10 protein-coding genes are annotated in these 15,990 nt (G+C 32.7%); 5 read left to right on the top strand and 5 right to left on the bottom strand.

Translation table 11 applies throughout. The features are described 5' to 3' along the window. Positions 1-134 precede the first annotated feature (134 nt). The 3 genes from mvaD to HX088_RS08105 are packed head-to-tail and all read right to left on the bottom strand — an operon-like array spanning position 135 to position 3,127. Positions 135-1,202, bottom strand: a complete 1,068-nt coding sequence (mvaD, locus tag HX088_RS08115) for a diphosphomevalonate decarboxylase (RefSeq protein WP_286483890.1) — start codon at positions 1,200-1,202, stop codon at positions 135-137. 14 nt (positions 1,203-1,216) lie between these two features. Beyond that, positions 1,217-2,218, bottom strand: coding sequence for an NAD-dependent epimerase/dehydratase family protein (locus HX088_RS08110; protein WP_286483888.1), 1,002 nt, complete (start codon positions 2,216-2,218; stop codon positions 1,217-1,219). 6 nt (positions 2,219-2,224) lie between these two features. Then, positions 2,225-3,127: a CorA family divalent cation transporter gene (locus HX088_RS08105; RefSeq protein ID WP_225542297.1), complete on the bottom strand. Its 903-nt coding sequence runs from the start codon at positions 3,125-3,127 to the stop codon at positions 2,225-2,227. A 149-nt stretch (positions 3,128-3,276) separates the two neighbouring features. On the opposite strand from HX088_RS08105, the gene HX088_RS08100 reads away from it, so the two are divergent. The 3 genes from HX088_RS08100 (at position 3,277) to tyrS (ending at position 9,382) form a co-directional block, all read left to right on the top strand. Further along, complete coding sequence (locus HX088_RS08100) at positions 3,277-6,408, top strand: SusC/RagA family TonB-linked outer membrane protein (RefSeq protein ID WP_286483887.1); 3,132 nt, start codon at positions 3,277-3,279, stop codon at positions 6,406-6,408. 11 nt (positions 6,409-6,419) lie between these two features. Next, positions 6,420-7,922: a RagB/SusD family nutrient uptake outer membrane protein gene (locus HX088_RS08095; RefSeq protein WP_171623277.1), complete on the top strand. Its 1,503-nt coding sequence runs from the start codon at positions 6,420-6,422 to the stop codon at positions 7,920-7,922. Between the two features lie 164 nt (positions 7,923-8,086). Further along, positions 8,087-9,382, top strand: a complete 1,296-nt coding sequence (tyrS, locus tag HX088_RS08090) for a tyrosine--tRNA ligase (RefSeq protein WP_171623276.1) — start codon at positions 8,087-8,089, stop codon at positions 9,380-9,382. A 129-nt stretch (positions 9,383-9,511) separates the two neighbouring features. On the opposite strand, the gene trpA is transcribed toward tyrS, so the two are convergent. Together trpA and HX088_RS08080 are read right to left on the bottom strand one after the other, a co-directional pair. Continuing rightward, complete coding sequence (gene trpA / locus HX088_RS08085; protein ID WP_284583123.1) at positions 9,512-10,279, bottom strand: tryptophan synthase subunit alpha; 768 nt, start codon at positions 10,277-10,279, stop codon at positions 9,512-9,514. 1 nt (position 10,280) lies between these two features. Further along, on the bottom strand, positions 10,281-11,486 hold the full coding sequence (locus HX088_RS08080) for an endonuclease/exonuclease/phosphatase family protein (protein ID WP_286483885.1): 1,206 nt from the start codon (positions 11,484-11,486) through the stop codon (positions 10,281-10,283). Between the two features lie 79 nt (positions 11,487-11,565). Between HX088_RS08080 and HX088_RS08075 the strand changes: the two genes are divergently transcribed. Together HX088_RS08075 and HX088_RS08070 are read left to right on the top strand one after the other, a co-directional pair. Continuing rightward, positions 11,566-14,373 carry a carboxypeptidase regulatory-like domain-containing protein gene (locus HX088_RS08075; protein ID WP_286483884.1) on the top strand — a complete coding sequence of 936 codons (2,808 nt, stop codon included), beginning with the start codon at positions 11,566-11,568 and terminating at the stop codon, positions 14,371-14,373. 24 nt (positions 14,374-14,397) lie between these two features. Further along, positions 14,398-15,795, top strand: a complete 1,398-nt coding sequence (locus tag HX088_RS08070) for a DUF5689 domain-containing protein (protein WP_286483883.1) — start codon at positions 14,398-14,400, stop codon at positions 15,793-15,795. Positions 15,796-15,990: the final 195 nt, after the last annotated feature.

The raw sequence follows: 15,990 nt of genomic DNA, 5'->3' as shown, positions 1-15,990 counted from the left end.
AGTACGTTTGACATAATTGCTTCTTTCTTCCATAATAACGATTTCTTTTTTGTATCGCTATTTCAGGACGGGACAAATAATAGAATAAAAAAGGTCATCAAATAAATTGACAACCTTTTTTATTTTAGAAGTGATTAAAAACTCACTTTATCTTTTATGTAATTTCCGTTTTGACAGAATTGTTTTAATTCATTTTTGATGAAGATTTCAATCGCTTCCGCATCTTGGTCAGGATATAGTAAATGTACATTTGCACCAGCATCTAAAGTGAAATACAAATGATTTCCTGTTTCACGACGGAATTCCCACAATTTTTCTAAAGCTGCAACTGTATTTGGTTTCATCAAAATAAACGCAGGATTCGACATCATCATCATGGCGTGCAACGTTAGGGCTTCGTGTTCCACTAATTCTCCAAATGCTTTCACATCACCAGCTTTCAGAATAGCTAATAATTTTTCTAAATTTTCATTTGCTTCTACAAAACGACGTTCCGCATATGGATGTCCATTCATCAAGTTATGACCAACAGTAGAAGAAACTGATTTTTGACCTTCGTGAATCAATAAAATGGTATCATGAAAAGTTTTGAAAACATCATGAATTTCTGCATCAGGATATTTTGTTCCAAATAAATCTGAACTTCCTTCAATGAAGTCATTTTCTCCCCATTCAACCAAACCTTTGTAAACCGAACGACAAGCACTTCCAGAACCTAAACGTGCTAAAAAAGAAGCTTTTTTCAAAGCATTTTCTTCAGATAAATTTGCGCCTAATAAATTTTCTATTTGCACTAAACATAACGCCAATGCAGACATTCCAGATGCCGAAGAAGCAATTCCAGAGCTGTGTGGGAAAGAGTTGTGCGTATGGACTTCAAATTTATAATGCTTTAAGAATGAAATATAAGCGGTAATTCGTTCAAAAAAAGTAATGATTTTTGGTGCAAAACTTTCTTTTAATTCACCTTCCAAATAAACGTCTACCTCAAAAGTATCTGAAGTTTTTGGAGAAAATCTTAATTCAGTTTCCGTGTAACTATTCGTTAATGTGTAACTGATAGAGCTATTGGTTGGAATTTGATTTTTCTTTTTTCCCCAATATTTAACCAACGCAATATTTGATGGACTTTTAGCTGAAACGCTTCCTGATGTTAATTCTGAAGCAGTTATTGAAAGTGTTGAAATGAATTGTTGTTCCATAAAACAAAAGTAAACTATTTTGTAGAATTTAGTTTTTGAAAACGAGTATAATGATAATCCACGGCATCTTTTACCGAAATGAAATTGTAATCTAATGCTTTTACGACTTTGGAATTATCGTAATTTGTCACAGATGTTAACGAATAATAATTGGCTTTCGTCATGTATTTTCCTCCAAAAATGCGACTGAAAATAGAAAGGTTTTTAATGATTTTTAACGTTAAATTCGAAACATTTTTTACAGATCGCTTGCTATTGATTGCGACATAATCAAATACTTCTTTGTATGTTTTATTTTCAGAAATTACAATGAATTTTTGATTAAAAAGTTGCTTGTCAATCAACTGAAATAAAATATTGACAACGTCTCGTACATCAACAAAAGCTGTTCCGCCAGAAGGAGCATAATCATTTTTCGAGGAATTTTGTTGGAACAAACTTTCGCTTGCGCGTTTTGTATCTAACGTCCCGATGATGACACCTGGGTTAATAATAATTACCTTAACACCTTCTTGTGAAGCGCGCCAAACTTCCATCTCAGCTCTAAATTTTGAAATAGAATACGACGAATGCGTTAAGCTATTGTTCCAAGGAGAAAGTTCATCAATCATTTTTGTAACAGGATTAATATCATCCATGGAAGCAATCGAGCTGATAAAGAAAAACTCCTTTATTCCGGTATCTATCGCTTCGTTGACCAATGCTTCTGTTCCTAAAATATTGGTATTAAAAATCTCTTCTTCTTGACGTTCATCAAATGAAACAAATGCAGCAGCGTGGTAAATTGTTTCGATTCCTTCTAATAAATTCGGAAGTTCTGTGACGTCTAACAAATCACCATCAATCCAATTGATATAGCTATAAAATTGCGATGCATTTTGTTCTGCAAAGAAATTTTCGATGGCTTTTGTGTTGGATGTTTTTCGTTTTAAAGCACGAATAGGCTGTTGCTTTTTTGCTAATTCTACCAACAAATGCGCACCAACCAAACCTGTTCCTCCCGTTACGAAAATCATACTGAATTATAAATATCTCTTTTTCTTGAACCAAAAGTAAATAAAAATTACCACTAATAACATGATAAGTAAACAAATTGGATAACCTAATTTGTAATTCAATTCGGGCATAAAATCGAAATTCATTCCATAAATACCAGCGATAAATGTTAAGGGTAAGAAAAAGGCCGAAAAAATGGTTAAAGTTTGCATGATTTCATTCGATTTCTGACCGTTAATCGAAAGATAAATAGATAGTAAACTTTGGACATCATCAACAATTTGTGAATGTAAATGCAGCATTTTTACATTCTCTTCGATTAAATCTTGAGAGGAACTTGTACGTTTATGATCTAATCGATATTCTTTCAACGCTTCTAATGTATAATCTAATATTTTTTTACAAGCGGTTGCTTCTCGTTTAATTTGATAAAGGTTTTGAAGTTTGATTCTTCTAAAATCATCCGAAAAAATCATTTGTTCTAATAAATCAACACCTTCATCCATTCTGTAAGCCGGTTGTTCGTAAGTTTTGATTGTTTCAGAAATGATTCGATACAAAATTCCTTTAATCGTTATTTTGGATAAATCAGGATTTGAAAGATATTTTTCCTGAATACGATCAAACATATCCGTTTCTTTTTGATGAACAGTCACGATAAAATCAGTTCCTATGTAAATACTGATTTTGTGACTAAATTCTCGAATGATGTTTTTCAACATGCGATGTTCTTTATCAAAAAACCGAATCAATAAAAACGAAACATTTTGATCATCTGATTCGTATTTTGGTAAATGGCCAGGTTCTAAACTATCTTCTATCGTTAATTTCTGAAAATTATATTTTGTTGCAATTTCATCTAATTCTTCTTTAGTTGGATTATGTAAATTAATCCATTTGAATTTTTCGTTTTCAAAAAGCGTTTGCATTGAAAGTGTTTTTTAATGTGTTAAATAACAAAAGATTATATTGAATAATTAAAAATATGTAATTATAAGTGGTTTTTTGTGTTAAAATTATGATTTTTTTGGAAATGTGTTAAAAAATGTTAATATTGCATTAGATAAATCAAAAACACATGAGAAAAAAAATGACTTCTTTATCATTGATCGCTTTTCTTGGGTTAAGTACACTTGTATTTGCTCAAACAAAAGGGACAGTGAATGATGCAAATGGTTTTCCAGAGTCTGACATTGAAGTTTCTGTAAAAGGAACTCAGAATATTGTGTATACAGACGAAAATGGAAATTTTGACATTGATGCTAAAGTTGGAGATATTTTAGTTATTAATGGCGAAGAGTATATAGTTACAAGTAATAATTTAGGAGTAATCAATCCTAAAAAAACTAGTACTGTAGATTTACAAGAAACTGTAGTTACAGCTTATGGTGTTCAAAAGAAAGAAACCGTAGTGGGTTCTAATGTTCAGATTAAATCTGAAGTTTTTGAAGATCGTGCATTAACTAATGTTGCAAAAGCCTTAGAAGGTGGAGCTCCTGGAGTTCAATTTTCAACTTCTACAGGACAACCTGGTTCTGGTGCTAATATTCGAATAAGAGGTATTTCTTCTTATAATTTATCAAATTCACCATTATTTGTTGTTGACGGTGCTATTTTCACAGGGTCTTTGTCTGATATTAATCCGAATGATATCGAATCGTTTAGTGTTCTAAAAGACGCTTCATCTACTTCATTATACGGATCTGCAGCTGCAAATGGAGTTGTAATGATTACGACAAAAAAGGGGAAGAAAGGAAATAAAGGGAAGTTCACATTTAGCTCGAATACCGGAGTTGTAACAAGAGGGGTGCCTGAGTATGCTAAGGTAGGAGCTGAAGATTATTATAAATTGACTTGGACATCAATGCGTAATGGTTATTTAGAATCAAACCCAAATGCTACAGTAGAACAAGCGAATCAATGGGCATCAAATAATTTGATAACTCAGAATTTGAAAAACAACATTTATAATGTTCCAAATAATGAGGTAATTATTAATGGTGAGTTGAACCCAAATGCGTCAATGTTGTATAACGACTTTGATTGGATGGATGCTGTGACTAGAGTTGGATCTCTTCAACAATATAACTTGAGTTATGCTGGTGCTTCTGATGATACAAATTACTTTGCATCTTTAGGTTATAATAATGAAGAAGGTTATATTATAAAATCTGACTTCGAAAGATATAACGCTCGTGTAAATGTAGATTCTCGTGTAAGTAAATGGTTGAAAATTGGTACAGATATAACGGGTGCATTAACAAAATCTAAACAAGCAGAAGATGGAGAAGGTTCGTCTTATATTAATCCATTTTATACTGCACGTTTTATGGGGCCAATATATTCACCGTATTTATACGATGATGAAGGGAAAAGAATGTACGATGAAAATGGTAATGTAAGATATGATGGTACTTTTACAAGAGGTCGTGGAGCAGGAGCAGGAGTAGGACGTAATGTTTTGCAAGAAACATTATTAAACGATCGTTTTCGTGAAACGAATGCTGTTTTTACCAGAACTTTTGCAGAGTTTAATTTGTTGCCAGGATTAACTTTTAGAACGAATGTTGCATATGATATCCAAAATTATAACTTCAAATCTTATCAGAACAAAGAAATTGGAGATGCAATTGGTACAGCTGCATTAGGGATTACAAGACAAAAAACAACATCATTAACTTTAAATCAAATTTTATCTTATCAAAAATCATTCGGACTACATAACTTACAAGTAGATTTAGGACACGAGTCTATTGATCGTAATATACAATATGCTTATACGAGAAAAACACACGAAGTTGTTGGAGGGATTAGAGAATTATCAAACTTTATCGTAAATACAAGTAATACTGGATACTCAATCGATTTAAGAAAAGAATCTTACTTTGGACGTGTTAATTATGATTACAATAGTACTTACTCTTTATCGGCTTCGGTAAGACAAGACCAATCTTCTCGTTTTGCACAAGGTAGAGATAAAGGAACATTCTGGTCAGCAGGTGCAGCTTGGAATATCCATAGAGAATCATTCTTGAGAGATTCAAGATTTGTTAATCTATTAAAATTAAGAACATCTTATGGAGAAGTTGGGAATGATGGAGGAATGTCCGAAGCACCAGGATATCAAGCTGATTTGAATTTATATGATTTAGGATACAATAATGGGATGAATGGAGGTATTTATTTATCTCAAATGGGTAATCCTGATTTAACATGGGAAACAAATAAGCAATTTGATGTTGCATTAGAATTTGGTTTCTTTAATAATAGAATTTCTGGTAGTGTTGAATATTACAAACGTAAAACTGAAGATTTAATTTTCGCAGTTCCAACACCAAACTCATCAGGAGTACCAGGGAATAGTTTTAACAAAAACATTGGAGATCTAGAGAATTCAGGAATTGAGATTGCTTTACAATTCGGTATTATTCGTAACGAAAACTTCCGTTGGGATTTAAATGTAGATGCATCTACAATCAAAAATGAAATCTTAACAATGCCAAATGGTCAAGAAGAAATTATTAACGGAACAAAACGTTTGGCAGTAGGTCGCTCTTTATACGATTTTTGGTTAAGAAAGTATCATGGTGTAGACCCTTCTGATGGTCGTGCATTATATGTGCAAGATCCTGAAAAAGCAAACGATACAAGTACTCGTATCATTGATGGGAAAGCCTATACTGTGAACCATAATAACGCAGAGTATGGATATGTAGGATCTTCTATTCCAGATGTATACGGAAGTTTTTCTAATAACTTTTCGTACAAAGGTTTCTTCTTGAATACATTGTTTACTTATCAAATTGGAGGACAAACTTACGATGGAAATTATGCTAACTTAATTGACACAGCACCAGATGGAGGAGCAATCCATACTGATATGCTAAATGCATGGTCAACTCCAGGACAGGTGACGAACATTCCTAAATTATCAACTAATAATGTGAGCCAAAATTTAGCAGCTTCATCACGTTGGTTGGTAGATTCAGATTATTTAGCATTTAGATCAGCAACATTTGGATACTCTTTTAAGAAAGATCAAATTGACAGATTTGGATTGTCTTCTTTAAAACTTTTCTTAAGTGGAGAAAATCTTGTAAGCTGGACAGCTAGAAAAGGTTTAGAGCCTGTGCAGTCATTTAATGGAACAACATCATACCGTTATACACCATCAAGAATTGTGAGTGTAGGGTTAAATGTTCAATTTTAAAAAAATAAACAATGAAAAAAGTAAAATATATATTAGCAGCAATAGTTTTAGGGACTTCTCTATCCTTAACATCATGTGCTGATGATTTCTTAGATACAATTCCTACTTCAGAAATTGGAGATGAAACAGCATATTCTACAGGAGAAAACTTGATGACGATTATTAACGGGATGCATAGAAATATGTATGTTAGACAAAACTCTTCACAAGGTCAAAATGGATATACAGCCCAATTAATTGTAAGTGATGTATTAGGTGATGATGTTGTGTTTCCTTCTACAGGTAACGGATGGTTCGTTTCTACATTGAGATGGTTAGATATTAACAACGAATCTTCAGGAAATATCGCTTATCCATGGAATTTTTGGTACTCTATGATGCGTAATGCAAATAATGTTATTACATATGGGCAAGATGCAGGAGGTAATCAAACATTAAAGAATAATGCAATTGGACAAGCATATGCTTACAGAGCTTTTGGCTATTTTCAATTAGTTCAATTGTATGCTAATAGATACGAAGCAGGAAAAACGAATTCTCAATTAGGAGTAGTTATTCGCTTAGATCCTTCACCAGAGTTAATGGAAGATCCTAAAGAAAGATCTACAGTAGAAGAAGTGTATAAACAAATTTGGTCAGATTTAGATCAAGCTGAAAAACAATTAACAGGTATTTCTAAATTACACAACTCACATTTTTCTTTAGATAACGTACAAGGACTTAAAGCTCGTGTCGCATTGGTGCAACAAGATTATGCGAAAGCAGCACAATATGCGGCTTTAGCAAGAAAGAATAAAACATTGATGCCATCAGAAGATTATCTGAAAGGTTTTAATGATTTTACCAATAAAGAATGGATGTGGGGAATTGCAATTCAAGATGATCAAACTGATTTCTTTGGAAACTTTCATGCATATATGTCTCGTAATTATAACTCAACACAAATTCGTCAAGCTCCAAAAGTGATGAATCATAAGTTATATGCTGCTTTTCCAACATCGGATGTTCGTGCGCAAGTAGTTGATCCAACAGGAAATCATCCAGACTTAGGTTTGCCATCGAGTTATTCAAAATACCCATATACATCTCAAAAATTTTTAACAAAAAATAAAGATAATAATGTTGCGTTGGGTGATGTTCCTTTTATGCGAGTAGCAGAAATGTACCTAATAGAAGCCGAAGCAAAATATTATTTAGGAGACGAAGCAGGTTCTAAGAGTGTTTTGACTGAATTAGCACAAGCAAGAGATACAGAATTTACATCATTTACAACATCGGGACAAGCTTATTTAGACGAGTTGTATTTACACCGTCGTATCGAATTATGGGGAGAAGGATTCAGATTCTTCGATTTAAAACGTACAAAATCTGCCCTTAATCGTCGTGATACTGGTGCTGTGGCAGCTGTTATAAACAACGTATGGGAAGTTCCGGCTACAGATTTAAGATGGACTTGGGTTATTCCTCGTTCAGAATTAAATTCTAATCCTTTATGTGAACAAAATCCTTCATAACATTTTTTTAATATAATTTTATCCTCATATAATTATATCTCAAATCAAGGTTTTCCATTTGGAAAACCTTGATTTTTTTTATCTCTTTATTCACTATTAATATTACTGAAAAATAGTAACTTTGTAACTCGTAAAATTTAGATAAAAAACACATTAAATATACTATGAATCCATTAATTGAAGAATTGACTTGGAGAGGACTGGTTCACAATATAATGCCAGGGACAGAAGAACAACTAAATAAAGAAATGACTTCTGGTTATGTAGGTTTTGATCCTACTGCAGATTCTCTTCATGTAGGAAGTTTGGTTCCGATTTTCTTATTGGTTCATTTACAACGTCACGGACATCGTCCAATTGCTTTGGTTGGTGGTGCAACAGGATTTATTGGAGATCCAACAGGTAAAGCTGCAGAAAGAAGTTTGTTAGATGAAGAAACATTAAATAAATATGTAGCTGGAATTAAAGCGCAATTATCTCGTTTCTTAGATTTTGATACGAACAATGGTAACTCAGCTTTATTGGTGAATAACTACGATTGGATGAAAAATTTCTCTTTTATTGATTTCGCTCGTAACGTAGGGAAACATATTACAGTTAACTATATGATGGCGAAAGATTCAGTAAAATCGCGTCTTTCATCAGAGTCTAATGTCGGAATGTCGTTTACAGAATTTACGTACCAATTAATTCAAGGTTACGATTATTTGCATTTATACAAAGAGTTAGGTGTTAAATTGCAAATGGGAGGTTCTGATCAATGGGGAAATATTACGACAGGAACAGAATTAATTCGACGTACAGTTCAAGGAGAAGCGTTTGCGTTTACTTGTCCATTAACAACAAAAGCTGATGGTTCTAAATTTGGTAAATCTGAAGGAGGAGAAAATATTTGGTTAGACAAAAAAAGAACATCATCGTATAAATTTTACCAATTTTGGTTAAATCAAGCAGATGCAGATGCAGAACGTTACATCAAAATTTATACTTTCTTAGAAAAAGAAGCGATTGATGATTTGATCGAACGTCACCGTCAAGAACCGCATTTACGTGAATTACAACGTAAATTAGCAACTGAGATTACGATTTTAGTTCATGGTGTCGAAGAATTGAGAAAAGCAGAAAAGGCTTCTCAGGTTTTATTCGGAAAATCGACTTCTGAAGATTTAAAAGAATTAGATGGAGAAACATTTTTATCTGTTTTCGAAGGTGTACCACAAGCAACTGTAGCGATGACAGATATCGAAGCAGGATTAGATATTGTAGCTGCGTTAGCGGATAAAACAGGTTTCTTGAAATCGAATTCTGAAGCGCGACGTGAGTTAAAAGCAAATGCAATTTCAGTTAACAAAGAAAAAGTTGCAGATGATTTTGTATTGACAACAGAAAATTTAATAGCAGATAAATACGTGTTATTACAAAAAGGTAAAAAGAACTATTTTATCTTGATTGTAGAATAAATAGAAAAACATGTTTCAAATATAAAAGCAAGCCTTTACGAGGGCTTGCTTTTTTGTTTGTATGTTTTTTCGTAGGAAATGAAAGGAATATAAAAACCTAAATAATAAACTTGATTTTAGGTTTGAAATTTATCTCAAACTCGAAATATAATTTTTAATCGCTTCAGAATAATTGCCTTCAGCTTTTTCTAAAACACGTAAAAATGCACTTCCGATAATTGCACCATTTGCAAATTCCCATGCTTTTTCTACATCTTGTTTAGTCGAGATGCCAAATCCAATTTGATGAGGTTTCGTTAACCCTAAATTCTTGATGTTTGATAAAAAATCTTCGTTATAATTAGAAGTTGTTGCTCCTGTTGTCGCAGAACTTGATACAATGTAAACAAAACCAGAAGTAGCATCGTTGATCTCTTTTACACGTTTTTCGGTTGTTAAAGGCGTAATTAAGAACGTAACATTTTGATCATACTTTTCGAAAAGTTCTTTGTGTTGAGTCAAGTAAATCTCGTAAGGCATATCGGGTAATATCAATCCAGAAACACCACTCTCTTTACAATGCTGTAAAAACTTCTCTAATCCAAATGTCATCACTTGATTATAGTAACCCATTAATACAATAGGTGCAGAAATTTCATCCTTTACATCTTTTAATTGTTCGAATAAAATATTCAATGTCATTCCATTGGCCAAAGCTTTTTCGCTCGTTGCTTGAATTGTTGGACCATCTGCTAAAGGATCAGAATATGGAATTCCGACTTCTATAATATCAACTTTGTTTTTGTCTAATTCTCTTAAAACAAATGGGGTATCCGATAAATTTGGATACCCAGCAGTTGTGTATATTGTAAGAAGACGATTATTTTTTTGACCAAATAATTGTGCTAATTTATTCATATTATTTCACTTGTTTTAATAAGATTGTGTAAACAGGGAAGTGGTCAGAGTAACCATTTGCACGATATGTATCACCACTCCACATACGATTTGGAAAACCTTTGTATGCACCTTCTGTTGCAATTAGATAATCTTTGTTAAAAACCTCTGTTTTAAAGATTTTATAAGAAGAATAATCTTTGTTTTTTGTAACCAATGATGAAGTAGATATAAATTGATCAAATAAATTCCAAGCATCACGATAAGCTAAAGTCCCAATTCCTTTTTTGTATAAAGGTAACATTGGATTATAGTAGCCGTTTTCTGTTGATTTAGAAATTTCTCCAGCAGGATTGAATGTGTTTTTGATACTTGGTGAAATAGGATCATCATTAAAATCTCCCATTGCAATTACTTTTGCATTCGGATTTTGAGCTTTTAAATCTTCAAAAATACCTTTCATCACTTTTGCAGCTTCCATACGAGCTGGCATCGAAGCTTTTTCTCCTCCACTACGAGATGGCCAGTGGTTAACTAAAAACGTAATTTCTTCTCCATCTAATAATCCAGTCACTTGTAAAATATCACGTGTGTATCGACGTCTACCATCTGCATTATAATTAAAAATAGGATGAGGTTTTGCTTCAATTACTTTGAAACGAGATTTTTGATACAATAAACCTGTGTCAACTCCTCTGGCATCAAATGAATTAAAATGAACAACACCATAATCGTATTTTTTTAAAGCCGAACTGTTTGCTAAATCTTCTAAAACTTCTTTCGTTTCAATTTCGCAAATCCCTACAATTACAGGTGCGGTATTTGTAACATCAGCGCCTAATTCGCTAATTACTTTTGAAATATTATTGATTTTTTGAAAATATTTTTGCGTATTCCATCTTTTATTCCCATTTGGTAAAAACTCTTCTTGAAGAATTAAAGGACGAATAATTTTCTTTCCTTTTATGTTTTCGTAGGTGTAACTTTGTTTGAAATCTTCTGTTTCGTACTTTGAAATGTCAGATTCTGCAATCTGGATATGATAATTTTTATCATTAAATGGTAATGTTCCGTCAATATATCCCACCGATTTTATGGTGTCAAAAATATTTTCAACATTATAAAAAGCGACTGTCGCACTCGCATATTTAGTTTGAGCTTGAGTAGTTAACGTTAAAAATAAATTAAAGATTATTAATAAAGTTAAAGATTTATTAATTTTAAACATATGTTATTAATTATGAATTTACTAAATTTGTTGTCCTATTTTTTTTAGATAGCTAATTTATAAATAAAAATTCGTTTGAATGAACAAATTATTGTTAAGTCTTTCGGTCTTTGCTGCAACTGTCGCTTTTGCACAGGCGCAGACAAAGGTTACTGGGGTGGCTAAAAATGCTGCAACTGGTGAAGAGGTTTATAACCTCACTGTACGATTAGACGGAGGCGCAGTGAATGATGCTGCGATTACTGATCGTATAGGTTATTTTCAGTTTGTTGATATTCCAGATGGAACATACAAATTACAAGTTTATGGCGTAGGGTACGACCCTTTTGAAAAAGAAATCACTGTAGCAGGACAAAAAGAGCTTGACTTAGGTGAAATTAAATTAACATTTAATCCAAATACAGCAGAAGTTGGTATTATTACATTAACAGATGATGAGTTATCTGATGATGAAAGTTCTACAGCTTCAAATTCAGGACTTTTACAATCTTCACGCGACGTTTTTGCTCGTGTATCTGCATACGAATTAGGTTCGTATTGGTTTAAACCAAGAGGTTTAGATAACAAATATAATGACGTACATTTTAATGGAGTTCGTATGAACAAAATGGATAATGGACGTGCAACCTTCAATAACTGGGGAGGTCTAAATGATGTTACTCGTCGTCCAGAAGAGTTAACATACGGATTAGAGCCTTCTAAATATGCTTTTGGAGATTTAGGAGGAGTAACAAATTTTGATACTCGTCCTTCGACAATGCGTAAAGGAGTAAGTTTAGCTTATTCTAACACCAATCGTTCGTACAGAAATCGTGTAATGGCAACCTATAACACAGGTTTGATGGATAATGGTTGGGCATTTATGGTTTCAGGAAGTAGACGTTGGGCTGAAGAAGGAATTATAGAAGGTACTTTTTATGATGCTTATGCGTACTATTTAGGTGTAGAGAAAAAGTTTAATGAAAAACATACCTTAAACTTGACAAGTTTTGGTGCACCTACTCGTCGTTCTACTGGTTCTCCAAATACACAAGAAGTGGTAGATATGAAAGGAATTTACTACAATTCGTATTGGGGATGGCAAGATGGTGAAAAACGTAACGAACGTGTGAAGAAAACCTTCGAACCAGTAAATATGTTAACGCACCATTGGAATATTAATGAAAAATCTAAATTGACAACAACACTTTCGTATCAATTTGGTAAAGAAAGTGGTTCTCGTTTAGATTGGTTTAATGCAAATAATCCATCACCAACGTATTATGGAAACATGCCAAGTTATTATCTTTTTGATCGTAACAATATCAATGGAATTCCAACAGATTTTCAGCAAGCAAACTACAATAAAGTACTTGGTCAATGGAGAAATGGAGAGATTTCTCAGTTAAATTGGGGTAATTTATATAGAGCTAATGAAAATAGTGCTACAGGAAGAGCAGCATATTGGTTGACAGCTGATGTTAACGAAGATCAAACAGCTACTGCTTACACAAATTTCCAAACAGAGTTAGCACCAAATATCGATTTGACAATCGCAGCATCTTACCAAAATACAAAATCTAAATTGTATCGTGAGATCCAAGATTTAATGGGTGCGCAATATGTGTTGAATACAGATGATTATAACTCTATAGTAGATAATGGTGTAGCACGTTATTATCGCTTTAATCTTTTAGATAACCGTGATGCTTCTGAAAGAGATAGAGTTGGAAAAGGAGACAAACAAGAGTACTACTACGAAATTAACCGTGATTATGCAGATTTATATATGCAGTCTAAAATCAAAGGAAAATTTTTAGATGTAACGATTGGAATGAAAGCTGCCTTAACGAAGTTCTATCGTGATGGTAAATTTCAAAACGAAATGTACAAAGATCGTTCTTATGGAAAAAGTAAAACGTATGATTTCGTAGATTTTGGAGTTAAATCTAATTTCTTGGTAAAATTAGACGGACGTAATTTTGTGCAATCAAATGTAATGTATCAAACAGAAGCACCAACTTCTGATGAAATTTTTCCAAATGCTCGTATGAATGATGTAACTGTTGATGGAATAGAAAGTGCGAAAATTTTCTCAAGTGATCTATCATATATTTTAAGAGCGCCACGTATCAAAGCTCGTGCTACTGCATACTATACAAGAACAAAAGATGAAATTGAAAAATCGTTTGGTTATATCGATGGAACAAGTGACGAAAGTAGATTATTTGTATCAGAAGTAATGACTGGTGTTGGTAAAGAATATTTAGGAACTGAGTTGGCTGTAGAAGCACAAGTTTTACCCGTTCTTACTTTATCAGCAGTAGCATCTATTGGTCAATATATTTACAAAGATAATCCAAGCTATAATTTATATTCAGACGAATTTGGTGTACAAGGTATTCCTTACAAAAATTTCGGAACAGCTCATATCGAAAATTATAAAGTAGCGTCAGGGCCTCAATCAGGATTTTCTTTAGGAGCAGAATATCGTGCACCTAAGTTTTGGTGGGTAGGTGTTTCAGGGAATTATTTAATGAATAATTATGCTGATATCGCTCCATACCGTAGAACAAACGGTTTTGTTACAGGTGCTCAAGGTGCAGTTGTGCCTAATGTAACTGAAGAAGGATTGAAACAAGTGTTAAAACAAGAAAAATTTAGTGATGAATTTATGTTGAATATCAACTTAGGAAAAACATTCCGTATTGGTAAATATTCTGCAGGAATTTCAGGAACGATCAATAATGTTTTAAACAATAAAAGTTATGTCACTGGAGGATTTGAACAAATGAGAATTGGTAACTACAACAATGCAATCGATAAAAATTATCAACGCATGTTTGGACCAAAAATGTTCTATGGAATGGGAACAACTTATTTTGCAAACATTTATTTCAGATTTTAATTAAAGACTAAAGAAAATATAACAATGAATACAATATCAAAAATAACATTAGCTACAGCCTTAAGTTTAGGCTTATTTACAGCACAGTCGTGTGTACAAGATGACGACTATTCAACTCCTCCAATCGAGTGTAACTTACCTACAGCGAATATTACTTTACCAGAGTTAATGCAAAAAGTGAATTCGAATCAATTAAACGTTGATGAGAATAAAGCAATTCTTGATGATTTAATTTTAGAAGCGTATGTTATTTCAAGCGATGAAACAGGAAATATCTACAAAACAATTTCTATTCAAGATGATCCAGTAAATCCAACTGTCGGAACTCAAATAGAAATTAATGCAGGTAATCTATATACAAAATACCCTTTAGGTTCTAAGATTCAAATTCGTCTTAAAGGCTTAAGAGCTCAACAAGATACAAGAGCAGGTATTGTAAAAATCGGATCAGTGGACCCTTCTTTTGATATAGGTCGTATAGGTCTTACAGAGTATGAGAAATATGTAGTTAAAACATGTGAGCCTATTCAAGCTATTCAGCCAAAAGAGTTCAATAGTTTAGCAGAGGCAATGAGAAATGAGAATGTGAACACATTAGTTAAGATTAACAATGTACAATTCTTACAACCAGATGTTGATAAAACATATGGTACAGCATCTCAAATAGAGAACAGAGAATTAGTTGATAAAACAGGAAGCCGTTCAGGTGTAGTATTAAGAAACTCAAACTTTGCAGATTGGAAAGACGAGCCATTACCAACAGGAAGTGGTTCTATTACAGTTGTAGTTTCTAAATATGGGTCTACTTGGCAAGTATATATCCGTGATACAAAAGATGTCAACTTTGATCAACCTCGTTTTGATGTAGGTGGAGGACAAAATCCAGGTGGCGGAAATGATACAGAAGCTGCTAACTTGTTATTTAAAGGATCTGATTTTAACGTTTGGGCTGACTTTTTATCTTCTATTAACTCTTTTGGCTTAGTGAAAGATACCTATGCAACTAGCGGAGTTGGTGTTGGTAGAGATAACACAAATGCATTACTTTTAAAAGGAACACCAAAAGCAAATGATTATGTATTTACAACTATTGTAAATAATACAATTCCTGCAACTCCAAAGAAAATTACATTTTATGTAAAAGGAACATCTGGGAAATCATTGTCACTAAATGTGTATAAATCTGATAAAAAATACGTAGTATATAATGTAGGAGATTTATCGAATGCAAATGTATCTTTATCACCAATTGATGCAAATCAATATACAGGTAAAATTGATACTAAAGGCGAATGGGTTCTTGTTACTCTAAATATTGAAGGAGTAGATATTCAAAAAACTGCTGGTGAAAATATTTTTGCACTAAAAGTAGGAAAAGATGAAGCTTATGATTTAGTTATCGATAATATCAAAATTGATTAATTGACTAATTAATTGATTTAACTTTAAGACGGCTATTTTAGCCGTCTTTTTTATTTTAAAAATTATTTTTCCATTAAGAAAAAGATAATTTTTAGTGTCATTTTTTAACGGTTCTTCGTATAAAAAAATAATTGTAATTAATTGTTTTTTTAATATTATGCAATATTGATTTTAGTGTAATTGAAAATAATTAAC

Origin of the sequence: Empedobacter sp. 225-1 (assembly GCF_030328185.1) — a bacterium.
GTDB classification, from domain to species: domain Bacteria; phylum Bacteroidota; class Bacteroidia; order Flavobacteriales; family Weeksellaceae; genus Empedobacter; species Empedobacter stercoris.
This window is presented reverse-complemented; position numbering and strand designations above follow the sequence as displayed.

Excerpts from the sequence above, each read along its gene's own strand:
- HX088_RS08095 (WP_171623277.1), top strand. The coding sequence starts at position 6,420 with ATGAAAAAAGTAAAATATATATTAGCAGCAATAGTTTTAGGGACTTCT.
- mvaD (WP_286483890.1), bottom strand. The coding sequence starts at position 1,202 with ATGGAACAACAATTCATTTCAACACTTTCAATAACTGCTTCAGAATTA.
- HX088_RS08105 (WP_225542297.1), bottom strand. The coding sequence starts at position 3,127 with ATGCAAACGCTTTTTGAAAACGAAAAATTCAAATGGATTAATTTACAT.
- HX088_RS08075 (WP_286483884.1), top strand. The coding sequence starts at position 11,566 with ATGAACAAATTATTGTTAAGTCTTTCGGTCTTTGCTGCAACTGTCGCT.
- tyrS (WP_171623276.1), top strand. The coding sequence starts at position 8,087 with ATGAATCCATTAATTGAAGAATTGACTTGGAGAGGACTGGTTCACAAT.
- HX088_RS08100 (WP_286483887.1), top strand. The coding sequence starts at position 3,277 with ATGAGAAAAAAAATGACTTCTTTATCATTGATCGCTTTTCTTGGGTTA.
- HX088_RS08080 (WP_286483885.1), bottom strand. The coding sequence starts at position 11,486 with ATGTTTAAAATTAATAAATCTTTAACTTTATTAATAATCTTTAATTTA.
- trpA (WP_284583123.1), bottom strand. The coding sequence starts at position 10,279 with ATGAATAAATTAGCACAATTATTTGGTCAAAAAAATAATCGTCTTCTT.
- HX088_RS08110 (WP_286483888.1), bottom strand. The coding sequence starts at position 2,218 with ATGATTTTCGTAACGGGAGGAACAGGTTTGGTTGGTGCGCATTTGTTG.
- HX088_RS08070 (WP_286483883.1), top strand. The coding sequence starts at position 14,398 with ATGAATACAATATCAAAAATAACATTAGCTACAGCCTTAAGTTTAGGC.